The 24,000-nt window shown below is 57.4% G+C and carries 24 protein-coding genes and 1 pseudogene; 8 read left to right on the top strand and 17 right to left on the bottom strand.

Annotated elements, in window-relative coordinates; all coding sequences use genetic code 11:
* The first annotated feature begins 110 nt into the window (after positions 1 to 110).
* Both tyrS and pdxY read left to right on the top strand, forming a co-directional pair.
* Complete coding sequence (tyrS, locus tag KHQ26_RS02045) at positions 111 to 1,385, top strand: tyrosine--tRNA ligase (RefSeq protein WP_002907740.1); 1,275 nt, start codon at positions 111 to 113, stop codon at positions 1,383 to 1,385.
* 61 nt (positions 1,386 to 1,446) lie between these two features.
* A complete protein-coding gene (pdxY, locus tag KHQ26_RS02050; RefSeq protein ID WP_002907739.1) occupies positions 1,447 to 2,307 on the top strand; it encodes a pyridoxal kinase PdxY in 861 nt (286 codons plus the stop codon).
* Between the two features lie 42 nt (positions 2,308 to 2,349).
* On the opposite strand, the gene gstA is transcribed toward pdxY, so the two are convergent.
* From gstA to blr, 13 genes are all read right to left on the bottom strand, one after another.
* Positions 2,350 to 2,955 (bottom strand): glutathione transferase GstA, encoded by a 606-nt coding sequence (gene gstA / locus KHQ26_RS02055; RefSeq protein ID WP_004175870.1) that lies wholly within the window; start codon positions 2,953 to 2,955, stop codon positions 2,350 to 2,352.
* 110 nt (positions 2,956 to 3,065) lie between these two features.
* The gene (gene dtpA / locus KHQ26_RS02060) at positions 3,066 to 4,571 is read right to left on the bottom strand and encodes a dipeptide/tripeptide permease DtpA (RefSeq protein WP_004151206.1); all 1,506 of its coding nucleotides are present in this window, start codon (positions 4,569 to 4,571) and stop codon (positions 3,066 to 3,068) included.
* A gap of 607 nt (positions 4,572 to 5,178) precedes the next feature.
* The gene (gene nth, locus KHQ26_RS02065) at positions 5,179 to 5,814 is read right to left on the bottom strand and encodes an endonuclease III (protein ID WP_002907734.1); all 636 of its coding nucleotides are present in this window, start codon (positions 5,812 to 5,814) and stop codon (positions 5,179 to 5,181) included.
* 1 nt (position 5,815) lies between these two features.
* Positions 5,816 to 6,514: an electron transport complex subunit E gene (locus tag KHQ26_RS02070; protein WP_002907733.1), complete on the bottom strand. Its 699-nt coding sequence runs from the start codon at positions 6,512 to 6,514 to the stop codon at positions 5,816 to 5,818.
* 2 nt (positions 6,515 to 6,516) lie between these two features.
* Positions 6,517 to 7,137 (bottom strand): electron transport complex subunit RsxG, encoded by a 621-nt coding sequence (rsxG, locus tag KHQ26_RS02075; protein WP_002907731.1) that lies wholly within the window; start codon positions 7,135 to 7,137, stop codon positions 6,517 to 6,519.
* 10 nt (positions 7,138 to 7,147) lie between these two features.
* Positions 7,148 to 8,200 (bottom strand): electron transport complex subunit RsxD, encoded by a 1,053-nt coding sequence (gene rsxD, locus KHQ26_RS02080; protein ID WP_002907730.1) that lies wholly within the window; start codon positions 8,198 to 8,200, stop codon positions 7,148 to 7,150.
* On the bottom strand, positions 8,201 to 10,258 hold the full coding sequence (rsxC, locus tag KHQ26_RS02085) for an electron transport complex subunit RsxC (RefSeq protein ID WP_211777837.1): 2,058 nt from the start codon (positions 10,256 to 10,258) through the stop codon (positions 8,201 to 8,203).
* Positions 10,251 to 10,829, bottom strand: a complete 579-nt coding sequence (gene rsxB, locus KHQ26_RS02090) for an electron transport complex subunit RsxB (RefSeq protein ID WP_004143816.1) — start codon at positions 10,827 to 10,829, stop codon at positions 10,251 to 10,253. Before rsxB ends, rsxC begins: the two co-directional genes overlap by 8 nt.
* The gene (rsxA, locus tag KHQ26_RS02095) at positions 10,829 to 11,410 is read right to left on the bottom strand and encodes an electron transport complex subunit RsxA (protein ID WP_002907658.1); all 582 of its coding nucleotides are present in this window, start codon (positions 11,408 to 11,410) and stop codon (positions 10,829 to 10,831) included. Before rsxA ends, rsxB begins: the two co-directional genes overlap by 1 nt.
* Before the next feature lie 78 nt (positions 11,411 to 11,488).
* Entirely contained in the window at positions 11,489 to 11,929 is a 441-nt protein-coding gene (locus tag KHQ26_RS02100) for a DUF2569 domain-containing protein (RefSeq protein WP_002907654.1), read from the bottom strand.
* Between the two features lie 75 nt (positions 11,930 to 12,004).
* Complete coding sequence (gene ydgT, locus KHQ26_RS02105) at positions 12,005 to 12,220, bottom strand: transcription modulator YdgT (protein ID WP_002907652.1); 216 nt, start codon at positions 12,218 to 12,220, stop codon at positions 12,005 to 12,007.
* Positions 12,221 to 12,436: 216 nt separating this feature from the next.
* On the bottom strand, positions 12,437 to 13,807 hold the full coding sequence (locus KHQ26_RS02110; RefSeq protein WP_020804080.1) for a GH1 family beta-glucosidase: 1,371 nt from the start codon (positions 13,805 to 13,807) through the stop codon (positions 12,437 to 12,439).
* Positions 13,808 to 13,922: 115 nt separating this feature from the next.
* Positions 13,923 to 14,060, bottom strand: coding sequence for a division septum protein Blr (gene blr, locus KHQ26_RS02115; protein ID WP_049256905.1), 138 nt, complete (start codon positions 14,058 to 14,060; stop codon positions 13,923 to 13,925).
* 190 nt (positions 14,061 to 14,250) lie between these two features.
* On the opposite strand from blr, the pseudogene KHQ26_RS02120 reads away from it, so the two are divergent.
* Positions 14,251 to 15,292, top strand: a pseudogene (locus KHQ26_RS02120) (oxidoreductase).
* A 35-nt stretch (positions 15,293 to 15,327) separates the two neighbouring features.
* Here the strand turns inward: KHQ26_RS02120 and add are convergent.
* Both add and KHQ26_RS02130 read right to left on the bottom strand, forming a co-directional pair.
* The gene (gene add / locus KHQ26_RS02125) at positions 15,328 to 16,329 is read right to left on the bottom strand and encodes an adenosine deaminase (protein ID WP_020804088.1); all 1,002 of its coding nucleotides are present in this window, start codon (positions 16,327 to 16,329) and stop codon (positions 15,328 to 15,330) included.
* 156 nt (positions 16,330 to 16,485) lie between these two features.
* A complete protein-coding gene (locus tag KHQ26_RS02130) occupies positions 16,486 to 17,640 on the bottom strand; it encodes an MFS transporter (protein ID WP_020804078.1) in 1,155 nt (384 codons plus the stop codon).
* A 193-nt stretch (positions 17,641 to 17,833) separates the two neighbouring features.
* Between KHQ26_RS02130 and KHQ26_RS02135 the strand changes: the two genes are divergently transcribed.
* Together KHQ26_RS02135 and KHQ26_RS02140 are read left to right on the top strand one after the other, a co-directional pair.
* Positions 17,834 to 18,298, top strand: coding sequence for a winged helix-turn-helix transcriptional regulator (locus tag KHQ26_RS02135; RefSeq protein ID WP_020804087.1), 465 nt, complete (start codon positions 17,834 to 17,836; stop codon positions 18,296 to 18,298).
* 247 nt (positions 18,299 to 18,545) lie between these two features.
* Entirely contained in the window at positions 18,546 to 18,731 is a 186-nt protein-coding gene (locus KHQ26_RS02140; protein WP_002907644.1) for a hypothetical protein, read from the top strand.
* 9 nt (positions 18,732 to 18,740) lie between these two features.
* Here KHQ26_RS02140 and KHQ26_RS02145 read toward each other — a convergent pair whose 3' ends face one another.
* Positions 18,741 to 19,103 (bottom strand): hypothetical protein, encoded by a 363-nt coding sequence (locus tag KHQ26_RS02145; RefSeq protein WP_004143806.1) that lies wholly within the window; start codon positions 19,101 to 19,103, stop codon positions 18,741 to 18,743.
* Between the two features lie 259 nt (positions 19,104 to 19,362).
* Between KHQ26_RS02145 and cybB the strand changes: the two genes are divergently transcribed.
* The 3 genes from cybB (at position 19,363) to KHQ26_RS02160 (ending at position 21,414) form a co-directional block, all read left to right on the top strand.
* A complete protein-coding gene (cybB, locus tag KHQ26_RS02150) occupies positions 19,363 to 19,890 on the top strand; it encodes a cytochrome b561 (protein ID WP_002907640.1) in 528 nt (175 codons plus the stop codon).
* Between the two features lie 105 nt (positions 19,891 to 19,995).
* Positions 19,996 to 20,271, top strand: coding sequence for a metal/formaldehyde-sensitive transcriptional repressor (locus KHQ26_RS02155; RefSeq protein WP_002907563.1), 276 nt, complete (start codon positions 19,996 to 19,998; stop codon positions 20,269 to 20,271).
* Positions 20,272 to 20,295: 24 nt separating this feature from the next.
* Positions 20,296 to 21,414 carry an S-(hydroxymethyl)glutathione dehydrogenase/class III alcohol dehydrogenase gene (locus tag KHQ26_RS02160; RefSeq protein WP_004189749.1) on the top strand — a complete coding sequence of 373 codons (1,119 nt, stop codon included), beginning with the start codon at positions 20,296 to 20,298 and terminating at the stop codon, positions 21,412 to 21,414.
* 69 nt (positions 21,415 to 21,483) lie between these two features.
* Here the strand turns inward: KHQ26_RS02160 and KHQ26_RS02165 are convergent, their stop codons facing one another.
* Positions 21,484 to 23,856: a membrane-bound PQQ-dependent dehydrogenase, glucose/quinate/shikimate family gene (locus KHQ26_RS02165; protein ID WP_020804079.1), complete on the bottom strand. Its 2,373-nt coding sequence runs from the start codon at positions 23,854 to 23,856 to the stop codon at positions 21,484 to 21,486.
* Between the last annotated feature and the right edge of the window lie 144 nt (positions 23,857 to 24,000).

A 24,000-nucleotide genomic window follows, 5' to 3' on the forward strand; every position in this document is an offset into this window, starting at 1 on the left:
TATCGAAGCGCTGGCGCTGAAAGGGCCGGCGCTTTATTCTATGTACTTTTCGCATCTGGCGAAAAGTCGTGTACCGGCAGAGGTGCAGTCGTTTATACATGGAGAATTTGATGGCAAGCAGTAACTTGATTAAACAATTGCAAGAGCGGGGGCTGGTAGCCCAGGTGACGGACGAGGAAGCGTTAGCAGAGCGACTGGCGCAAGGCCCGATCGCGCTCTATTGCGGCTTCGATCCTACCGCTGACAGCTTGCATTTGGGGCATCTTGTTCCATTGTTATGCCTGAAACGCTTCCAGCAGGCAGGTCATAAACCTGTGGCGCTGGTGGGCGGCGCAACCGGTCTGATTGGCGACCCAAGCTTCAAAGCCGCTGAGCGTAAACTAAACACCGAGGATACCGTGCAGGAGTGGGTGGATAAAATCCGCAAACAGGTGGCTCCGTTCCTTGATTTTGACTGCGGCGACAACTCGGCGATCGCGGCGAATAACTATGACTGGTTTGGCAGCATGAACGTGCTGACCTTCCTGCGCGATATCGGTAAACACTTCTCTGTTAACCAGATGATCAACAAAGAAGCGGTGAAGCAGCGTCTGAATCGTGACGATCAGGGTATCTCCTTTACCGAGTTCTCTTACAATCTGCTGCAGGGTTACGACTTTGCCTGCCTGAACAAGCTGCACGGCGTGGCGCTGCAGATCGGCGGCTCTGACCAGTGGGGCAACATCACCTCCGGCATCGATCTGACCCGTCGTCTGCATCAGAACCAGGTGTTTGGCCTGACCGTACCGCTGATCACCAAAGCGGACGGCACCAAATTCGGTAAAACCGAAGGCGGCGCCGTGTGGCTGGATCCGAAGAAAACCAGTCCGTACAAATTCTACCAGTTCTGGATCAACACCGCGGATGCTGATGTCTATCGCTTCCTCAAATTCTTCACCTTTATGGACATTGCGGAGATCAATGCCCTGGAAGAAGAAGACAAAAACAGCGGTAAAGCGCCGCGCGCCCAGTACGTGCTGGCAGAGCAGGTGACGCGCCTTGTTCACGGCGAAGAAGGCCTGGAAGCGGCGAAGCGCATTACCGAAAGCCTGTTCAACGGTAACCTGAGCGACCTGAGCGAAGCAGACTTCGAACAGCTGGCCCAGGATGGCGTGCCGATGATCGAAATGGAAAAAGGCGCCGATCTGCTGCAGGCGCTGGTTGATTCCGAGCTGCAGCCGTCCCGCGGTCAGGCGCGTAAAACCGTTGCCTCTAACGCGGTGACCATCAACGGCGAAAAACAGGCCGACCCGGAATATGTATTCAGTGACAGCGATCGCCTGTTTGGCCGCTACACCTTGCTGCGTCGCGGTAAGAAAAATTACTGCCTGGTCTGCTGGAAATAAAAAAATACTGCCAGGGCGTGGGAAACCACGCCCTTTTTCTTTTTAGGGTTGTGGTAAGAAAATGAAGAACATCCTCGCCATTCAGTCTCACGTTGTGTTTGGCCATGCCGGCAACAGTGCCGCCGAATTTCCGATGCGCCGTCTGGGCGCCAATGTCTGGCCCCTGAATACCGTACAGTTCTCTAACCATACGCAGTACGGCAAATGGACCGGCTGCGTCATGCCGCCTTCGCATTTGACGGAGATCGTTCAGGGGATTGCCGATATCGACAAGCTGCAGACCTGCGATGCGGTACTGAGCGGCTATCTTGGCTCCGCTGAGCAGGGAGAGCATATCCTCGGTATCGTGCGTCAGGTTAAGGCGGCCAATCCGGCGGCGAAATATTTTTGCGATCCGGTTATGGGTCACCCGGAGAAGGGCTGCATCGTCGCGCCGGGCGTGGCGGAGTTCCACGTGCGCTATGCGCTGCCGGCCAGCGATATTATTGCGCCGAATCTGGTTGAGCTGGAGATCCTGTGCGGTCATCCGGTCGCCAGCGTCAGCGAGGCAGTGGCCGCCGCGCGGGAGCTGATTGCCCAGGGCCCGGAAGTGGTATTAGTTAAGCATCTTGCCCGTGCGGGTCTGAGTATGGATCGTTTTGAGATGCTGCTGGTGACGGCCGAAGAAGCCTGGCATATTAGTCGGCCGCTGGTGGATTTCGGCCTGCGTCAGCCGGTGGGCGTCGGCGATGTGACCAGCGGTCTGCTGTTGGTTAAATTGCTGCAGGGGGCAAGTCTGCGCGATGCGCTGGAACACGTCACCGCCGCGGTGTACGAGATTATGCTCGCCACCAAAAATATGCAGGAATACGAACTGCAGGTAGTAGCGGCGCAGGATCGCATCGCCGTACCGGAGCACTGCTTCAGCGCCACCCGGCTGTAACTCTCAGGGCCTGCCCGACGGTCCGCCGGGCAGGTTCAGGCCTTATTTTAAGCCTTCAGCCGCCAGTGCGGCCGCCACCGCCGGACGCGCTGCCACCTGCGTCATCCAGTTGCCGATATGACCATAGGCAGCCATATCCAGTTTTATAGCATAGGCCCAGCGCAGCACCGTAAACAGATAACCATCGGCAATGGTGAAGCGATGGCCGGTCAGCCACTGTTTGTCTGCCAGCGCTGCATCAACGTATTGCAGCTTTTTCTCAAGCAGCCCCCGCGCGACAGGCTTATAGTCCTCCGGGGTATCCGGGCGGAACAGCGGGGTAAAGCTTTTATGCAGCTCGGTGGCCACATAGTTCAGCCATTCGAGAGTCTGATAGCGCGCAATCGAGCCCACCGGCGCCAGCAGATGACGATCCGGCACCTGGTCTGCGATGTACTGCATGATGGCTACGCCCTCAGTGAGCAGGATATCATCATCCAGCAGCAGCGCCGGCACCTGACCTTTCGGGTTGATCAGCAGATAGTCTTCCCCGTTTTCCAGCCGTTTCTGGGCCAGATCCACGCTCTGCAGGGTAAAATCCAGACCGCTTTCGCGCAGGGCAATATGCGAGGCAAGGGAACAGGCGCCGGGTTTGTAGAACAGTTTCATGCGTGACTCCTCGTGGCTGCAGTTTTCTGTATGTTAGTCCTGCCAGGGGTAAAAAAAAAGCCGCTAAACTAACGTTAGCGGCTTAAAAATAATTAGTTTTCCCTGCGGCGTCAGGCAGCCGCGGTTTCGCGTGCTTTAATGTCCGCGCTGTCGTCCTGAGTCATACGATTCAGTTTCGGCGCGGTCAGCAGCATCAGGGCGGCGATAACCGCGGTGACGATACCAATCTGCAGGAATACGTGACCGTACACTTCCAGCGACACCAGCGGATCGGTGACATTCTCCGGGACTGCCATCAGGTTAGCGATTTTCCCGGCGATGATCGCCGCGCCTGCCGTGGTGAGGAACCAGCTGCCCATAATGAAGCCCATCAGACGCTGAGGAACCAGCTGAGCGACCATCGCCAGGCCGAGGCCGGAAATCATCAGTTCACCGATAGACTGCAGCGCGTAGCTCAGAATCAGCCAGTTGACCGAGACGATACCGGCGTCGCTGGCGAACTTCGCCCCTAAAGGCAGGACGAGGAATGCGCCAGAGCACAGTACCATACCGATAGCAAATTTGTGCGGCATCGGCAGGCGGTCGCCCATCTTGTTGTAGATGGCGGCCAGAATCGGGCTACCAATCATGATCCAGAACGGGTTCAGCGCCTGATACTGTTCCGGCTCAAAGGCGAGACCGAGGATCGAGTGCTCCACGTTACGGATGGCGAAGAAGTTCAGCGAGGTCGGCATCTGGCTGTACAACACGAAGAAGACAATCGCTTCTACCATCAGCAGGAAAGCGACGATCATTTTACGACGCGGAGCGCCTTTCAGGCCTATGGTTTCTTTGGCGAAAATCACGACGATACCCAGTGCGACGACGCCCAGCACCATACGTGCGATACCCTGGTTGTGCAGCAGCCAGGTGGCGATAGCGACCAGCACCACCACGCCAGCGATGGTCGCCAGCAGTTTACCCATGTGTACCGGGGCAAAGTCCGGTTTAGAGCCGTACTGTTTAACCCATTTCTGACAGAAGGCGAAGTTAATAATGGTGATCACCATCCCCACCACGCTGAGGGCAAACGCTACGCTCCAGCCAAAACGTGCGGCCAGCCACGGGGTTGCCAGCATAGAGAAGAACGAACCGATGTTGATGGACATGTAGTACATGGTAAATGCACCGTCCAGACGTGGGTCGTTTTTGTCATAGCAGGTAGAAAGCAGGGAGGACGGGTTGGCTTTAAACAGGCCGTTACCGACGGCGATGGTCGCCATACCCATATAGACGATAGCGGCGTCATGGCCGGACCAGGCCACCAGCGCATAGCCAATCGCCAGCACGATAGCGCCCAGCATGATGACACGCTTGGTACCCAGCACTTTATCACCCAGCCAGCCGCCAATGGCGACGAGGCCATAAACCAGCGCGCTAAAGGAGGAGAACAGAGTAATGGAATCCGCTTCCGACATACCCAGCTGTTTTACCAGGTAAACGGCCATGATCCCTTGCAGGCCGTAGTAACCAAAACGCTCCCACAACTCGATCGAGAAAATGAGATAGAACGCGCGTGGTTGTTTGAAAGCGTTCAGACTCACGCTTTCTGCTGGTTTATTGTTTGCAGTAGACACATATACCTCTTTTTTTACATCCCATATTTACTGGGGGGTGTTCGGGGCGCAATCTCGTTGGACCGCCGCCTTTATAGTTATTCTTGGAGGGAAAACGGCAAGTAATGTTCACTATCCTGGCGCATCAGGCAAGGCTTTTGTAATAATCTGTTACACATAATCAGGGTGGTATAATGCTCCGGACATATGAATGTTATACAGCGTTAAATTTTACCGTTTCGATATCGTTGGTATTTTTATCTTTTGGGTTCGCCGGTTTGTCGGGAAAAGGCGATATATTCTACTGATCTGGCGTAAGCATAGTGATATGGTCCATTATCTTAAAAAATCATGGGTCATTATCCTGATAATCTTTACTCATCCGTTGTATTGCCTGACATTTATTTCCATTCCAGTAACATTCATTCAACATAAAGTTGCGAGCATGATCTGGATCACAAATGCATAGAAATTTTGCGCTGATAAAAAATGAATGAACTAGTTGTTTGTTATATAACCGGATAATCATCCATAATCATGATGATTATGTGGTGTTAATGGCCGGTGAAATAGATGAATGCGGGCCATAACCCAGAGTTAAGCTATGACCGCAATAGAGACGAGACAGTCAGGCGTAGACTTTATCTTTGTATTCGCAAAGATCTTCAATCAGGCAGGAGCCGCAGCGCGGCTTGCGGGCAATACAGGTATAACGCCCATGCAGGATCAGCCAGTGATGGCAGTCGACCTTAAACTCGGCGGGGACCACCTTCAGAAGCTTCTCTTCCACCTGTTCAACATTCTTGCCCGGGGCGAACTGCGTCCGATTGCAGACGCGGAAGATGTGCGTGTCCACGGCGATGGTCGGCCAGCCAAAGGCGGTATTCAGCACCACGTTGGCGGTTTTACGGCCCACGCCGGGCAGCGCCTCCAGCGCCGCTCTGTCTTCCGGCACCTCGCCATTGTGCTGCTCCAACAGGATGCGGCAGGTTTTGATGACGTTTTCCGCTTTGCTGTTAAACAGGCCGATAGTCTTGATATACGATTTCACCCCATCCACCCCCAGGGCCAGCATCGCTGCGGGCGTATTGGCCACCGGATAGAGTTTGGCTGTCGCTTTGTTGACGCTGACATCGGTGGCCTGTGCAGAAAGCAGAACGGCAATCAGCAGCTCGAATGGCGAACTGAAATGCAGTTCGGTGGTGGGGTGGGGATCGTTTTCCCGCAGCCTGGTGAGGATCGCCAGGCGTTTGGCTTTGTTCATATTATGCTTTCCCTGTCACGTCGGACGGGGCGACAGAGACGGCCCGGGCCGCTTGCGCCTTCCGCTGTTTGCTACGTTCATCGATAAGGTATTTAATCGCCAGCATCATGCCGAGGCCAATAAAGGCGCCTGGCGGCAGCATAGCCAGCAGGAAAGGGGTGTCGGTGTGGAAAACCTCGATGCGCAGAACCTTCGCCCAGCTGCCAAGCAGACTGTCGGCGCCGTCAAACAGGGTGCCGTTGCCAAGGATCTCGCGCAGGGAGCCCAGCACAAACATCGCGCAGGTAGCGCCCATGCCGATCGAGAAACCGTCCAGTGCCGACAGCGCTGGCCCTTTTTTGGCGGCAAAGGCTTCGGCGCGGCCGACCACGATGCAGTTGGTCACGATAAGCGGGATGAAAATCCCCAGCGACTGATAGAGGCCGAAGGCATAGGCGTTGATCAGCATCTGCACGACGCTCACCACCGAGGCGATAATCATTACGTAGATGGGGATCCGGATCTCCGCCGGCGTCCAGCGGCGCAGGCTGGAGATGGTCAGGTTGGTCAGGGTTAACACCAGGGTGGTGGCCAAACCCAGCCCGAGGGCGTTGGTGGCGGTCGAGGTGACCGCCAGCAGAGGACACATACCTAACAGCTGAACCAGGGCGGAGTTATTTTTCCACAGGCCCTGGACGATGACGTCTTTAACTTCGCTCATGGTTATTCTCCACAGGCGGTGAATTCAGGAAGTTGCGCAGGCAGCGTTTGTGCATATAAGCCTGCGCGCTTAACGGCATTGACCACCGCCCGGGGGGTGATGGTGGCGCCGGTGAACTGGTCAAAATCGCCGCCATCCTTTTTGACCGCCCAGTGGCTATCGCCCTGGCCGTGGATGACTTTCCCGGCAAAATGGGTAATCCAGTCCGACAGGCGAAGTTCGATTTTATCACCCAGGCCCGGCGTTTCATGATGCTCAGTTACGCGGGTGCCGAGGACCGTGCCGCTAAAATCGGCGGCAACCAGCAGCTGTATTGCTCCGGAGTAGCCGTCCGGCGCGGTGGCTTCCATCACCGCGCCGATCGGTCGATCGTTATTTTTGGCGATCCACACTTTATGCTGGCCTTTGCCCAGCGCCGGGGCGCTGACCAGATAGCAGCTCTTAAGCAGATCGTTATTATAGCGGTCGGCAGGTAAAACCTGGTCGAATAACGCCTTTTGCTGCAGGGCCGCCTGCTGGTCGATGGTGCTTTTGGTCAGCTCATTGATCGCCGCCGTCAGCCCGGTGGAACCGGCGGCAAACAGCGCCAGCGTGACGCCGTGTTTACGCATCGTTTTTAACATCATTGCTCTCTCAACGGTGGCCATATACGCGCGGGCGCGTGTAGTAATCGATCAGCGGCACGGTAATATTCGCCAGCAGAACGGCAAACGCCACGCCGTCCGGATAACCACCGAAGCTGCGGATGAGCCAGACCAGCAGGCCAGCGAGGGCGCCAAAGATCAGACGGCCGCGGTTGGTTGTTGAGGCCGTCACCGGATCGGTCAGGATAAAGAAGGCGCCAAGCATGGTCGCCCCGGAGAGCAAATGCATCTGCGGTGAGGCCAGGCTCTGCGGCGAAAAAATCCAGCCGAGGGTGGCGCACAGGCCGAGGCTAACAAGGAAGCTGACCGGGATATGCCAGCGGATCGCCTTCTGCCACAGCAGGAAAAGGCCGCCTGCCAGCCAGGCGATATTCACCCACTGCCAGCCCAGACCTGCCAGCACGCCGCCGTAGACCGGCAATTGCAGCACCTGCTGAACGCTATGTCCGGCATGCAGGGAGGTTTTAAAGGTATCCAGCGGGGTGGCCTGGCTGACGCCGTCGATACCCAGCCGCAGACTGGCCATGTCGCCTCCGGCGGCGGTATGACCGGTGAAGATCATCTGCAGCGCGTCGCTGAATGCCGGGATATGGGCGGCTATCTCATAGGAAGGCAGCCAGGAGGTCATCTGCACCGGGAACGAAATCAGCAGCACGACATAGCCGATCATTGCCGGGTTGAAGGGGTTATGGCCCAGGCCTCCGTACAACTGCTTGGCAATGACTACGGCAAAGGCAGTGCCCAGCACCACCATCCACCACGGGGCCAGTGGCGGAATACTCACCGCCAGCAGCAGGCCGGTGAGCAGGGCGGAATTATCTTTCAGCGTGGCAGCAACAGGCTGTTTACGCAGTTTGAGAATAGCGGCTTCGGTCGCCCAAGCCGTCAGGGCGGCGAGGACAATCTGCAGTACGGTGCCCCAGCCGAAAAACCAGGTCTGGACCACAATGCCAGGCACAGCGGCGAGCAGCACCAGCAGCATAATACGCGAGGTCTGCCGCTGGTTATGGGTATAGGGGGAGCTTGCGATTCTGAAAACCATTTATTCCTCGTTAACTGCCTGCTGTGTTGCTTTACGCGCATGAACGCGGGCGATAGCCGCGGCGACGGCCGCTTTGCGCGGGTCGTCATTGGCTGCGGCTGACGCGAGATCCTGTTGTGCGGCCTGCTGTTCGGCTTTACGCGCTTTAGCGCGGGCGATGGCGGCTTCCACCGCCGCCTTGCGCGGGTCGACCGGTTCGGCGGCCGGGGCGTCCACCGGCGCGGCCTGCTGTTCGGCTTTACGCGCTTTGGCGCGGGCGATGGCGGCTTCCACCGCCGCCTTGCGCGGGTCGACCGGTTTGACGGCCGGGGCGTCCACCGGCGCGGCCTGCTGTTCTGCTTTACGCGCTTTAGCGCGGGCGATAGCGGCTTCCACCGCCGCCTTGCGTGGATCGACCGGTTCGGCGGCCGGGGCTACCACCGGCGCGGCCTGCTGCTGCGCTTTGCGCGCCCGGGCCTCAGCCTTACGCGCTTCGCGGGCGGCAATCGCCTCGCTGTTGTCAGGTTTGGCGCCGGCCTGGATCACGATCGGCTGCGCGGCATCGCGCTGTTTATCCCGTACCCGGGCCAGGGCGGCGCTAATCGCCTCCTGATCTTTGGCGGCAGGCTGAACGGCGGCTTTTTTATGCCTCTCGGCGCGCGCGGCTTTCTCACGCTCCAGGCGCGCCTGTCGGGCCTCGAATCGGGCTTTGGCTTCCGCAGCGCGCTGCTCTTCCTGACGAATCGCCGCGATCTCGGCCTTTTCCTGACGGAAGTACTGCACCAGCGGAATATTACTTGGACATACCCACGCGCAGGCGCCGCACTCGATGCAGTCCGCCAGATTATGGGCAGTGGCTTTATCGTGCTGCTGACCTTTGCTGAACCAGTACAGCTGCTGCGGCAGCAGATCGGCCGGGCAGGCGTCAGCGCAGGCGCTGCAGCGAATGCAGCCTTTCTCTTCCTGCGGTTCGCCCATCTCGCTGGCGGAAGGCGCCAGCAAACAGTTGGTGATCTTCACCACCGGGACGTCGAGCCACGGCAGGGTAAAGCCCATCAGCGGGCCGCCCATGATCACCATTGGCTCGGCGCTGGGGCAGAAGCCGGCATCGTTCAATAGATGGCGCACCGGCGTGCCAAGACGCGCCCAGACATTGCCCGGTCTGGTTACCGCTTCGCCGGTGAGGGTGACCACGCGCTCGGTTAACGGCTCACCGTCAACCACCGCGCGTTTCACCGCATAAGCCGTACCGACGTTCTGCATCAGCACGCCAATGTCCGATGAACGACCGCCGTGCGGTACCTGTTTGCCGGTGAGAATTTGGGTGAGCTGCTTGGCGCCACCGGAGGGATATTTGGTGGGGATCACGCGCAGCGAAATGCCATGGGCGTCGCAGAGCACCGCCCGCAGCATTGAGATGGCCTGCGGCTTATTGTCTTCAATGCCGATCAGCACTTCTTCAGGCTGCAGTATATGAGCGAGGATGCGGATACCCTCGACAATCTGCGCCGCGCAGTCCTGCATCAGGCGGTCATCCGCCGTGATATAGGGCTCGCACTCGGCGGCGTTAATGATCAGCGTTTTAATTTTATCTCCGCCACCGCGCAGTTTACTGCCGGTGGGGAAGCCTGCGCCGCCGAGGCCAGCAACGCCAAACTGGTGGATACGCTCGATCAGCGCTTCACGCGTGCGGGTCTGATAGTCGCTCCAGCCATCGCGCTCGATCCAGCGGTCTTCGCCGTCGGCGTCAATGATCACGCTCATCTCCGCCAGCGCCGACGGGTGCGCGGTAGTGTGCGGAGCGATGGCGGCAATGGTGCCGGAAGTCGGGGCGTGAACGGGCAGCATTCTTCCCCAGCCGCGGGTCAGCGGCTGGCCGCGCAGCACCCGGTCGCCCACTTTAACGCACAGTTCGCCCTCGGCGCCAATGTGCTGCTTCAACGGGATAACAAAGCGCTGCGGCAGGGAAACCTGACGCAGCGGGGTGCCGTTAGACTGGGTTTTCATTTCAGGCGGGTGAATACCGCCGTTGAAATCCCAGACCTTGTCTTTTCGGAAAGCGGAAAATAGCTTAAACATGTTGTTCCACAGGAATATTTCGCACCGGGATCGTATGCAGATCCCATTTCCAGGTCTCCGGGGTGGTGGCCACCGGAACGAGTGAAATGCACTGGGTCGGGCAGGGGGCGACGCACAAATTGCAGCCGGTGCACAGGTCGCTCATCACGGTATGCATGGCGCGGGTCGCCCCAACGATGGCATCCACCGGACAGGCCTGGATACACTTGGTACAGCCAATGCAGTTCGGCTCGTCAATTACCGCGAGCATGCGGGCCGGCTCCGCTTCCTGTGCGTCGCCGTCGACAGGCTGCGGGTCGACGTTCAGCAAGGCGGCGATTTTTAACATCACCGCTTCGCCACCCGGCGCGCAGCGGTTTATTTTCTCACCCTGTACGCCGACTGCTTCCGCATAGGGGCGACACCCAGGGTACCCGCACTGCCCACACTGGCTCTGCGGCAATAGCTCATCAATTTTTTCCACCACCGGGTCGTCCTGCACCGCGAAACGACGCGAGGCGTATCCCAGTATTAAGCCGAAAATCAGCCCTAACAGGCTGATGGCGATCACGGCTATCCAGACTGCGCTCATTACAACTTCACCAAACCACTAAAGCCCATGAAGGCCAGAGACATTAAACCGGCGGTAATCAGCGCGATGGCATTACCGCGAAACGGCGCGGGGACATCGGCCACCACCAGCCGTTCACGGATCGCCGCGAACAGCACCATTACCAGCGAGAAGCCGACGGCGGCGGCAAAGCCGTACAGCGCCGACTGCAGGAAATTGTGGCCCAGATTAATATTCAGCAGCGCTACCCCGAGTACGGCACAGTTGGTGGTGATCAGCGGTAGAAAGATCCCCAGCAGGCGATAGAGCGCCGGGCTGGTTTTACGCACCACCATCTCAGTAAACTGAACCACCACGGCGATAACCAGAATAAAGGCCAGGGTACGCAAATAAACCAAATTTAGCGGGATAAGGATCCAGGTATCAATCAGCCAGGCGCAAATAGAGGCCAGGGTCATCACGAAGGTGGTAGCGAGCCCCATCCCCATTGCGGTTTCCAGCTTTTTGGAAACCCCCATAAACGGGCACAGACCAAGAAACTTCACCAGAACGAAGTTATTGACCAGGACTGTACCAATAAAGAGCAGTAAATAATCAGCCATCATGCGACCTGAAACGAAAAAAAGCCGCTTATTATCGAATAAAACGATACCAGCGACAACAGGTTAAGTGTGGGGGTATTACGGATTAACAAAAGTCCGTTTTACCCGCTGCGAACGGCGAAAATAGGGCGCCAGCAGCGCAGCGGCCAGCAGCGGAAACAGCAGCTGACGCAGGGCAAGCACATCCGAGACCGGCGAGAAGGCAAAAGCCTTTATCGCCAGCAGCAGGGTGATGAGCAGCCAGATAATATAGTGTTTCGGCACCACCGAGCGCCGCTTGAAAAAGGCGATAGTCAGCCAGAGCGTGTAATACCACATGGCGAGGGCAAACAGCAGCGAGGCGACCCACAGCGCCATATGGCCCGCGCTCATGGCGCGCAGTAGGGTATAGGTCTGCGGCGACATCAGCGCATTGGCAAAAAACAGCAGCGATAACGAGGCGCTCAGCAGCGCCACCAGCAACCAGGCCAGCGGAGCCAGCAGCCATCCGCCGATGCGCTCTGCAGATTGAGACGTCATGTTTCTCCCCTATTCAACGCCAGTGAATAAAATCAGGCCGGGAAGTATAAGCAACTGGCGTGAAGGATGACAGCCTTACTGCACGAATCGCCAAACGGATTTAGGAACCTGGCCCACATCGAACAATTTACCACCGGAGACCAGCTCTGCGCGACGATGATCGGCGGCGCGATACATATTCACGATCTCCTGGGTGTCAGTCAGGGAGTAGTTAAGGTGATCAAATAGTTTTTCAAGGCTTTCCAGCGAACTGATTTTGCGAAATTTTAATAAGTAGTCCAGCACGGTCATTTTCGTATCCATTTTATAATCGGAATTATTGCGTTGAATATTATCAGCATTCACTAAACCTACTCTCAACCAACGGCGCCTTCTGCTGGGGCCGCGTGGAATGAATCAGGTTATATAAACCCATGACAAGGGGCAAAGCCAGCCTTGAAGAGCAGGGAGAAGTTTAAGAATATTCTAAAATCAGACCGGGCGCCGAATGGCGCCCGCAAGAGAAGATTAACGCTGTTCGCCGTGACTGGCAATAACAGATTTGTACCAATAAAAACTCTTCTTTCGTTTCCGCGCCAGATTTTGCTGGTGATCGACATAGACAAAACCATATTGCTTTTGATAGCCGTTGAGCCAGCTCAGCAGATCGATAAATGACCAGGGGTAATAGCCGCGCACATCTGCCCCCAGCGCCAGCGCTTTTTCGAGGGCGCCAATATGGCTGCTGAGATAATCAATCCGCGGGTCGTCGACCACTTCCCCGTCAATAATCGGGTCCTTCGCGCCGAGGCCATTCTCGGTGATATATATCGGAATATCGCCATAGCGCGCCTTAATCATCATAATGCCGTCAGTTAGCCCCTGCGGCCAGATTTCCCAGCCCCATTCGGTATATGTACTCTTGGGATTACGCACGAAATAGAATAATCCCTTCACGCCAGGCTCGCCGCCGGTAGCGATCTCAGGCGGCTGGGCAGATACCGTTTCCCGGCGATAGTAATTCAGACCGATAAAGTCGCAGCGGTTGTCACGGAGCAGCGCGTCGTCGCCTGGAGCAAAGCGAGGTACCCCCCACAGCGCCTGGGTCTGCGCCAGCAGGTCGGCCGGATAGGTGCCTTTCAGCACCGGATCGTACAGCCAGTGAGTATGGATGGCGTCAGCCAGTTCGGTGGCCTTAATGTCCGCCTCGCTGTCGGTGAGCGGGGTATGCGGTTGCAGTACGTTGACGAAGCCAATCTCGCCGGCCACAGCCATCTCGCGAAAGGCCTTCACCGCCAGCGCATGGGCGATAAATACGTGGTGGCAGGCCTGAATGGCGCGCGCCGGATCGCGGACCGCCGGGGGATGGAGGCCGTTAATGTAGCCGTGCCCAATGAAGACAATGGTTTCGTTGAAGGTAGCCCACAGCTTCACCCGTGAACCAAAGCGCGCATAGCACAGGCGGGCGTACTCGGCGAAGGCCTCGGCGGTAGTGCGCGCTTCCCAGCCGCCCTCATCCTGCAGGGCCTGCGGCAGATCCCAGTGATAGAGGGTGATCATCGGCTCAATATTGTGCGCCAGCAGTTCGTCGATCAGATCGCTGTAAAACTGGACTCCCGCTTCATTCACCTTACCGCGCCCAGCGGGCAGCAGGCGGGGCCAGGAGATGGAGAATCGATAGCTTTGCAGGCCCATCTCGGCCATTAACGCCACGTCTTCGCGAAAACGGTGATAGTGGTCGACGGCAATATCGCCGGTGGTGCCTTCAAAGGTGGTACCCGGCAGATGAGAGTAGATATCCCAGATTGACGGTCCTTTACCGTCGGCGTCGTGTCCTCCCTCAACCTGATACGCTGCGGTAGCGGCACCCCATAAGAAATTGTGCGGAAAAGCGGCCATGAAAAAGCTCCCTGTCTGATGATAAAGGGAGTGTAATAAAAGCGCGAGCATACGTGCAACCGGTTTCTGAAACCGGTTGCACAGTTGCGAGGCGGGTCACTGTTTTAACGCGGAGCTACTTCGTGTGCACCACATCCGTTGGCGGTGGGGACTGATAGTTATCTATATGGTGTGCGATAACCAAAAGCAGTGCCGAAATACCAAAAACAACCCAGCCAATAAGTTCTACAATACGGGTAAAAACAGTTGTCATAACACTTCAATATCCTTTGAACACAGCGTGAAATGTTACTCGATGGTCAGCAGATCACAAGGGGTATCTGTCTGATTTCTCACCCTTGCATGTAAGTCGCAAAGTAAGGAATGATAAGTTTTGCTCACGGTTTGTAAAATTATTCTCATTAACCTGGTGTTGATATCAGTTGCATAAGCGAGGCGGTAAGATGAGCGATGCGATCCGGGTGGGGCTGGTGGGGTTCGGTTACGCCAGCAAAACGTTTCATGCGCCGTTGATCGGCGGCACGCCGGGTATGGCGCTGAAGGCGGTCGCCAGCAGCGACGCCGATAAGGTCCATGCCGATTGGCCTGGCGTGAAGGTAATGAGTGCGCCGGGGGATCTGCTGGACGACCCGGATATCGATCTGGTGGTCATCGCCACCCCCGAACGACACCCACTTTCCGCTGGCGAAAGCGGCGCTGGAGGCGGGAAAGCATGTTGTGGTGGATAAACCCTTTACCGTGACACTGTCACAAGCTCGCGAGCTGGAAAGCCTGGCGAAGCACTGCGGTCGGATACTTTCGGTGTTTCATAACCGGCGCTGGGACAGCGATTTCTTAACGGTCAGCGCGTTGATCAACGAAGGTCAGCTGGGGGAGGTGTGTTACTTCGAGTCGCATTTCGATCGCTTCCGACCACAGGTGCGCCAGCGCTGGCGTGAGCAGGCAGGTCCTGGCAGCGGCATATGGTATGACCTCGCGCCGCATCTGCTCGACCAGGTCGTGGTGCTGTTTGGCCTGCCGGTAAGCATCACGGTGGACCTCGCGCAGCTTCGGCCCGGCGCGCAATCCACCGACTATTTTCACGCCGTGCTGGCCTATCCGCAGCGGCGGGTAGTACTGCATGGTACGTTACTCGCCGCCGCGGAGAGCGCGCGCTTTATCGTCCACGGCTCGCGGGCCAGCTATATTAAGTACGGTCTTGACCCGCAGGAGGAGCGGCTAAAAAACGGTGAACGGCTGCCGCAGGAGGACTGGGGATATGATATGCGCGACGGTACCCTGACCCGCGCCGAAGGGGATGAACGTAGTCAGGAGAAATGGCTGACGCTACCGGGTAATTATCCCGCCTACTATGCCGCTATCCGCGACGCGCTTAACGGCGTAGGGGAAAACCCGGTCCCGGCCAGCGAGGCGATTCAGATAATGACCCTGATTGAGTTGGGTATCGAGTCGGCCAGACATCGCGCCACGCTCAGCCTGGTCTGAGGAGGAGCCCGGCAGCACGGCTGCCGGGCCGGTTATCAGCCTTTGGCAACCCGCTGAATGAGGGCGGCTTTTTCCTGTTCGCCGAGGAACGCCAGGGTCAGGCCGTTGATCTGCGCCTGACGGATCTGCTCCCGGCTCAGCCCTGCCGCCGGCGCCGCCACGGTATACTCGTGAATGATGTCCACACCCTGGACCGCCGGATCGTCAGTGTTGAGGCTCGCCAGCACGCCGTGCTCAAGGAACTGCTTCAGCGGATGCTGGGCCAGGGAGGCCACGGTGCTGGTTTGCACGTTCGAGGTCAGGCAGGATTCAATCCCGATGCGGTGCTCGGCCAGGTAGTCCATCAGGGCTGGATCCTCTACCGCTTTAACCCCATGGCCGATGCGCTCCGCGCCCAGCTCACGAATGGCCTGCCAGATACTTTCCGGGCCGGCCGCTTCGCCCGCGTGGACGGTGATATGCCACCCGGCGTCGCGGGCCTGGTTAAAATGGTTGCGGAACAACGTACCCGGGAAGCCTAGCTCATCGCCGGCGAGGTCGAGGGCAGTGATGCCCTCGCGGTGGGCGAGCAGCGCCGCCAGCTCTTCCTGACAGGCGGCTTCGCCGAAGGTGCGGCTCAGAATACCGATCAGCCGGGCGTCGACCTGGAAATCGCGGCATCCCTCTTGAACCCCGGCAATTACCGCGTCTACCACGCCGTCGACCGGCAGCCGGTGGGTCATCGCCATATAGCGGGGAGAGAAGCGTAGCTCAACGTAGTGCAGGCCATTTCGCGCCGCGTCTTCGACGTTCTCATACGCCACGCGGCGACAGGCTTCCAGCGAGGCCAGGACCTTTACCCCCCAGTCGAGCTTGGCGAGGAAACTAACCAGATCGGGCTCAAGGCTGGTGACCTGGACGTGGGGACGCAGCGTGTCGAGGGTGGTTGCGGGAAGAGCGATATTAAATTCGCGGCCAAGATCGAGGATGGTTTGGGCCCGGATGTTACCGTCAAGATGACGATGAATGTCGGTTAATGGCAATGAGGAATCAATCATGGTCGCACTCTTTTTTAGTTAAAGTGCACGTCATTATACAACATGAACATAACTGTTTAAAAGCATTGAAAAAATGTATGCGATACAAATAGCTGGCAGCAATCAGGTCAGCGTTACGGTCTTTTTGACTGGCCCCTTTAAAACGCAGAACGAATATCATGATTGACGCGATCCTGACCAGATCAGAAATGCACACGCGCTGACCGCGGCCCCCGCAAGGCAGACCGCCTGCCATCCCCAGTGGGAATAAAGCTGTGTGGCAACGATAGCCCCTGTCGCGCTGCCCAGCGAATAAAAACACATGTAAGCCCCAACCAGGCGGCTTGCCGCTGCAGGCCTGGCGGCAATGATCAGGCTCTGGCTGGAGACATGAACGGCCTGTACCGCAAAGTCCAGCGCAATGACGCCAGCTATCAGCCAAAGCAGAGAGGTTTCGGCATAGCCGATAGGAAGCCATGAGATGGTCAGCAGCGCCAGCGCCAGGCCGGTAGTGCGCTGAGCCCATCCCTGGTCAGCCCACTTGCCCGCTCTGGCGGCGGCCAGCATGCCAGCGAAGCCGGCTAAGCCAAACATCCCCGTCTGGGTGTGCGAGAGGGAAAGGGCGGTGAGCGGCATGACCATGGTCGTCCATAGCATGCTGAAAGCGGCGAAGATAAATAGCGCCAGGATCCCGCGCTTTCTCAGTTGCGGCTCGGTGAGGTACAGCTGAAACACGGACTTCAATAAGGAAAGGTAAGTCGGCTTTTGCGGCTGCGGCTGCTGCGGGGGCGAAGGCATGATTTTCCAGACGACCCCTGCAATCACCAACATCAGACAGGCAGCCGTGAGATACACGGCTCGCCAGCCGGCGATATCGGCTATCGCGCCTGAGATAAACCGAGATAACAGGATACCTGAAACAATGCCGCTGGTCAGGGTACCCACCGCCTGGCCTCGTTTCTGCGGCGTCGCCAGTATTGCCACCCAGGCCACCAGCACCTGCACCACCACGGCCATCAGGCCGACGATCAGCATGGCGCCAAGCAGCGTTGCTATATTGGGGGATAACCCTGCCGCGACTAACGCCGCTACTGAAAGCAACAGTTGACTCATCACCACGTATTTACGGTTCAACCAGTCCCCGAGCGGAACCAGGAACAGCAGGCCAATGGCATAGCCCGCCTGCGTAGCGGTGATGACGCTGCCAATCATGCCTGGCGACACCTTCAGGCTGACCGCCATCGAGTCGAGTAAAGGCTGTGCTGAATAAACATTGGCTACTGCCAGCGCGCAGGTTAGTGAAAACAACGCCGTTATCCCTGTGGTCAGCATCGTGTCAGGGACTGACGCAGTTTGGATCCTTTGGCCGGTACATCTACTTGCCTTACATTTCATAAGAGACCCTCTGTCTGGTTGCTTTTTAAAACTAGTGTACCTATAGAATTAGCCTTGCTGGTTTTTTTTTGCAACTGGTAAAGGTGAGGATTAAGCTAGATCAGTAGATAAATTGATAAGGAGCGCGCAGATGGCAAAGCATGAATCACTTAGAACCAGTGAATGTCCGGTGGCGAGAACGTTGGAATCAATTGGTGAACGCTGGTGCCTGATGATTATCCGCGAAGCATTTGACGATGTGCGGAGATTCAGCGAGTTTCAAAAAAATTTGGGGCTGGCCAAAAATATCCTTGCCTCGCGGCTGAAGCATCTGGTTGATATCGGTATTTTCGAGATTTTACCGGCATCGGATGGCAGCGCATACAAGGAATATGTCCTGACTGAAAAGGGGCGCTCCGTGTTTCCCATTGTTGTGGCGCTGCGGCAATGGGGAGAGCGTTATATGTTTGAGCAAGGGGAAACCTATTCGGTCCTGCTGGATAACGCGCACGGCCAGCCCCTTCAGTATCTGGATGTGCGTTCCGCTCAGGGGGATAAACTGCAACCAGGCGACTGTCATCGCCGGCGCATTGTGTCCGATACCCGCGCCGAATGAATAATGGCGTGAAGAATTTGCAGGATACCAGCGATAATACGAGCGTACCGCTAAAGGGTCATGGAACAATCCTGACGTGTTTTTTTGCGAACTGCTTCTGATGCCAAAGCTCCGGACGCGTGAAAGTGACCCACCGCCAACTGCAGGAGGCGGTGCATAACCATTTACAATTATATTTTATTTGAATGTATTCATGTTACATATTAAATTCTGCTTACTTTATCGACGATGAGGCAAGGATGCGGGTGTGGAGAGCGTAATCCATAACAATATTGAGGGTTTTCTGCTGTTGTTATTAAGCATGTGGCCGATTCTGCTGGTGGTATTCATTGGCGTCGCAATTTCATTCTATACCATGCTGTTACGCAAGACGGCGCTGGCCTGCCTGCTTTTCGCCCTCGCCATCGGCGCCGCAGGCTGGAGTCTCGCTTAGCCGCTGGCCTCAGGGTTTATCCAGCAGGCTCATACTGGAGGTGGCGGCGCCATCATTCAGATTGGCGGGCGAATGCCAGTCGCGACCCGCCAGCGCACTGTCGCTCTGTCCGCTGCCGACGCCTTGCTGCGTCGACAGCGATGAACCTTCCAGTGCTTCATCCGCCCCTGACCGATCGGGCAGGGAACTGGTATAGCCGCCATTATTCGAGTACGTATCCATGCCGTTGACTTCGTTAGGCACCGTGTCGGTAGTCGTACCGTCATCGTTAATGCAAAAAGAGCCGCCAATGCCGTTTGGCTGACAGTCTGCAGCAAAAGCCGGACTGGCCAGCGCGGTCAGTAGCAATAACGGTAAGCCGATTTCCTTCATTCTTATCTCCCAGGGCCGTGTGGTCTGCCAGACATTCTGTACTATAGCGGCGGCAGTAGCGCGGTAAGTAACAAAACTGTGTAATTTTGTAATGACCGGTGGACGGTTTGTCGTTCGGCCAGGAAAGAGCGTGCGCTAAGCGTGGTATAGCGGCTCGGCAGAAAGCGGTAATCAATTGTTAATTCTACGTAAAGGTTAATGAAAATTTAAGGGAACGCCGCTATGTTGGCAGCATCATACTTTCCATAAAGGATATGCCATGCGCGATAAATATTCCGGCCTGCAGATTGGGATTCACTGGCTGGTTTTTTTGCTGGTAGTAGTAGCCTATGCGGCGATGGAGCTGCGCGGTTTTTTCCCCCGCAGTGAGCGGCCATTGATTAATATGGTGCATGTTTCCTGCGGGATCACCATTTTCGTGCTGATGGTGGCGCGTCTGCTGGTGCGGCTGAAATCGCCGGCGCCGCCGATCGTACCGAAACCATCGCCGATGATGACCGGTTTCGCCCATCTTGGTCACCTGGCGATATATTTGCTGTTCATTGCCTTGCCGTTGATCGGCATGGTGATGATGTACTGGCGCGGTAACCCCTGGTATGCCTTTGGTCTGACCATGCCGTATGCCCCGCAGAGCGATTTTGAGCGGGTGGATACCCTGAAGGCGATCCATGAATGGTTGGCCAATGCCGGGTACTTTGTGATTGGCCTGCATGCTCTCGCCGCGCTGCTCCATCATTACTGGTGGAAGGATAATACTCTGCTGCGAATGATGCCTCGTAAGCGCTAAATCATCCTCTTTCACTTCCTGACCCCGTCCCGCGACGGGTTTTTTTTTTGCCTTCACCGCTAATAGAATATAGTATACCCCCCTATATGATACGGAGGCGTAATCGTGCCACATTCACCTGAAGATAAAAAACGGGCGCTCAGCCGCGTAAGACGCATCCGCGGCCAGGTCGAAGCCCTTGAGCGCGCGCTGGAGTCCGGCGAGCCCTGTATGACTATTCTGCAGCAGATCGCCTCGATTCGCGGGGCGGCGAACGGCCTGATGGGCGAAATGGTGGAGATCCACCTGCAGGACGAGCTGGTCAGCGGCGACACCACCCCTGAGCAGCGGGCCGCGAGAATGGCAGAGGTCGGTCATCTGCTACGATCCTATTTAAAATAACATCACGACGAGGAAGAGACAGTTATGAAATCACGCGCAGCAGTGGCCTTCGGCCCCGGTCAGCCGTTAAAAATCGTTGAGATCGACGTCGCGCCGCCGAAAAAAGGCGAAGTTCTGGTGAAAATCACCCACACCGGGGTGTGTCATACCGATGCCTTCACCCTCTCCGGTGACGATCCGGAAGGTGTCTTCCCGGCGGTGCTGGGCCATGAGGGCGGCGGGATTGTCGTGGAAGTAGGCGAGGGCGTCACCAGCCTTAAGCCGGGCGATCACGTCATTCCGCTGTATACCGCCGAATGTGGCGAGTGCAAATTCTGTAAGTCGGGTAAAACCAACCTCTGTCAGGCGGTGCGTGCCACCCAGGGTAAAGGACTGATGCCGGACGGCACCACTCGTTTCTCGTACAATGGCGAACCGATCTATCACTATATGGGCACCAGCACCTTCAGCGAATATACGGTTTGCGCCGAGATTTCGCTGGCGAAAGTCAATCCGCAGGCGCCTTTGGATAAAGTGTGCCTGCTGGGCTGCGGCGTAACCACCGGTATCGGCGCGGTGCATAACACGGCGAAGGTCAAGGCCGGGGATACCGTCGCGGTCTTTGGTCTGGGCGGCATTGGTCTGGCGGTGATCCAGGGCGCGGTGCAGGCGCAGGCCGGGCGCATTCTGGCGGTTGATACCAACCCGGATAAGTTCACTCTCGCTAAAGAGATGGGCGCGACCGATTTTATCAATCCGAACGACTACGATAAGCCGATTCAGGATGTGATCGTTGAGTTGACCGACGGCGGGGTGGATTTCAGCTTCGAGTGCATCGGCAATGTAAATGTGATGCGCGCGGCGCTGGAGTGCTGCCATAAAGGCTGGGGTGAGAGCGTGATCATCGGTGTAGCCGGCGCCGGGCAGGAGATCAAGACCCGTCCGTTCCAGCTGGTGACCGGCCGCGTGTGGCGCGGTTCCGCCTTCGGCGGCGTAAAAGGGCGCAGTCAGCTGCCGGGCATGGTGGAAGACGCCATGGCGGGTAAAATTCGCCTCGATCCGTTTATTACCCATCGCCTGCCGCTGGAGCAGATTAACGAGGCCTTTGATCTGATGCATGAAGGTAAATCGATTCGCACCGTGATCCACTTTGGAGACCAGTAATCCCCGACGCTGAAGGCGAATCGTCACCCATAAAAAAAGGGCCCGGATGGGCCCTTTTGTGTATGTCGATCAGTGATGGTCTGGGAGCGCGTAGGCGATGATGTAATCGCCGCGATCCGGTGACTGGCGGGCGCCGCCGGCATTGATAATGATGTACTGCTTACCGGTTTTCGGTGAGACGTAGGTCATCGGGCCGGACTGGCTGCCGACCGGCAGACGCGATTTCCAGATCTCTTTGCCGTTCGCGGTATCAAAGGCGCGCAGGTAGAAATCCTGGGTGCCGGCGAAGAACAGCAGTCCGGACTGCGTTGCCAGCGATGCGCCAAGGGTCGGCATGCCGATTGGAATTGGCATGTGCATACGTATGCCCAGCGGCCCGGTGTCTTCTACGGTGCCAACCGGCACCTGCCACACCAGTTTCCCGGTTTTCAGATCCACCGCGGACATGGTGCCGAACGGCGGCTTCTGGCACGGAATGCCCAGCGGCGACAGGAAACGTTCGCGCATCGCGCCAAACGGCGTGCCTTCCATCGGCACGATGCCCATCTCGATCCCGCTGGCGTCTTTCGCCACCTTCGCGCGCGGCACCATATAGTTGGCCAGGCCCAGACGCATATCGTTGACAAACATCAGGCTGTTGTTTGGATCCAGCGAAACACTGCCCCAGTTCATGCCGCCGAGCGAGCCCGGGAACTGCAGGGAACGGTCTTCACCTGGCGGGGTAAAGACGCCCTGATGGCGCATCTCTTTGAACTGAATACGGCACAGCAGCAGGTCGATCGGTGTCGCTCCCCACATATCGGACTCGGTCAACGTCTGGTTGCCGATCATCGGCATCCCTACCGAGTAAGGTTGCGTCGGCGAGTAGCGTTCACCTTTGACGTTGCCCGCCGGCACCGGACGCTCTTCCACTTTGGCCACCGGCTCGCCGGTCTCGCGGTTGAGCATAAAGATCATGCCCTGCTTGCTGGTCTGCACCAGCACCGGGGTGGTGCCGCCCTTGCCGTCAGGCAGATCGTACAGCAGCGGCTGAGAAGGCAGGTCAAAGTCCCACAGATCGTGGTGTGTGGTCTGGAAGTGCCAGCGCACCTGGCCGGTGGTGGCATCCACAGCCACGATAGAGGAGCTGTATTTATCGTCCAGCGCGGTACGTTCGCCGCCAAAGAAATCTGGCGTGGCGTTGCCGGTGGGCAGATAGATCAGATTCAGCTTCGCGTCGTAGGACATCGCCGACCAGACGTTTGGCGTACCGCGCGTGTAGGTCTGGCCTTCCGGCGGAACACCGGTCAGCGCTGGATTGCCCGGATCCCACGCCCATGCCAGTTTGCCGGTGTGGACATCAAACGCGCGGACCACGCCCGGCGGTTCGCCAGTGGAGTAGTTATCCGCGACGCGGCCGCCCACCACCACCACATTGCCCGCCACCAGCGGGGTGGAGGTCTGCTGATAGTAACCCGCTTTCACTTCACCCATGCCGACGCTGAGGTCGACAATACCGCGATCGCCGAAGCTTTCGCACAGTTTGCCGGTATCGGCATCAATGGCGATCAGGCGGGCGTCGATGGTCGGCAGGAACAGACGACGGGAACAGGCGGCCGGCTGCGTGCCTGACGCTTGCGCGGTTTGCGCCTGGCTATCTGCGTAATACCCTAAGCCGCGGCAGCGCTGCCAGTTGGGTGAAGAGGATTTGGAGTCATAGCGCCATTTCTCTTTTCCGCTGTCCACATCCAGCGCCAGCACTTTACTGTAAGGGGTACAGACGTAGAGAGTATCGCCAATCTGCAGCGGGGTGTTCTGATCTTCCGCGCCGGAGCCGTTGCTCTGCGGGATATCGCCAGTATGCGCTACCCAGGCAACCTGCAGCTGGTTGACGTTTTGTTTGTTGATTTGGTCGAGGGCGGCGAAACGGTCGCCGTGGGTGGTGTTACCCCAGTGCGCCCAGTTTTTCTGCTGTTCGCCTGGCGCGACGGGCTTGACTGGTACCGCTTCAGTCGCGCTGACCAGCGGTGCGGATTTGAACATCCAGCCAAAGCTCACCGCCAGCGCCACGGCGAGAACGGCGGCGACGCCATAGGCCGGGCCTTTTTTCGCCGGTGGGCTGGCGAGGAAAGGCCAGACCAGGGCGGCCAGGAAGGCCAGTACGCCGAGCGCAAACAGGCGCGAGAAGAGCGGCCAGTAGTTCCAGCCAGCGTCACTAATCGCCCAGATCACCGAGGCGATAAACGCCACGGCGTATAACAGAATACCGCCGCGGCGGTTGCGGAAAATCAACACCGCCGCGATGACCATGACCACGCCCATCAGCGCGAAGTACAGTGTACCGCCGACGAGGGCCAGTTTTGCCCCAAGAATACCCACAGCCAGACCGATGATGAGCATCAGTCCGGCGAGAAGCCACTGCAGGATCCGGGGGAATCCGCGCGGCGCATTGCCAGTTGCCATGTAATCTCCTTAACCACACTAGCCACCTCACTGTGAACCAAATGAAACATGTTTCTATTGAATCATTTTTGAATGAAGTGGTTTTAACCTTCATAAAACTGTATTTGTTGCTTGATTAGATTTCGAGTGAACCATTTGGTGAAA

It is taken from the genome of Klebsiella sp. 10 (assembly GCF_018223925.1).
In the GTDB taxonomy this organism is placed as follows: Bacteria; Pseudomonadota; Gammaproteobacteria; order Enterobacterales; family Enterobacteriaceae; genus Klebsiella; species Klebsiella pneumoniae.